1 pseudogene is annotated in these 328 nt (G+C 75.0%); it reads left to right on the top strand.

What is annotated here, in order from left to right:
• Nucleotides 1-328: pseudogene (locus tag RH94_RS45510) on the top strand (DNA polymerase III subunit gamma and tau); the annotation flags it as partial.

Raw genomic sequence — 328 nt, 5'->3', positions numbered from 1 at the left:
GGCCGCTCCTCCCGGCCCACCCGCGGTGCCGGCCCCCGCGGCCGGCGGGCTCGACCCGCGGGTGCTGTGGCCCAACATCCTCGAAGCCGTGAAGAACCGCCGCCGCTTCACCTGGATCCTGCTCAGCCAGAACGCCCAGGTGGCGGGCTTCGACGGCACCACCCTCCAGCTCGGCTTCGTCAACGCCGGCGCCCGCGACAACTTCGCGAGCAGCGGCAGCGAGGACGTACTGCGCCAGGCCCTGGCCGAGCATTTCCACGTCCAGTGGAAGATCGAGGCGGTCGTCGACCCGACGGGCGGCGGCTCCGCGCCCCCGGCGGCCGGCGGG

Origin of the sequence: Streptomyces kebangsaanensis (assembly GCF_001906585.1) — a bacterium.
GTDB classification, from domain to species: Bacteria; Actinomycetota; Actinomycetes; order Streptomycetales; family Streptomycetaceae; genus Streptomyces; species Streptomyces kebangsaanensis.
Note: the sequence above shows the minus strand (reverse complement) of the source record. Positions and strands in the feature narration are given on the sequence as shown.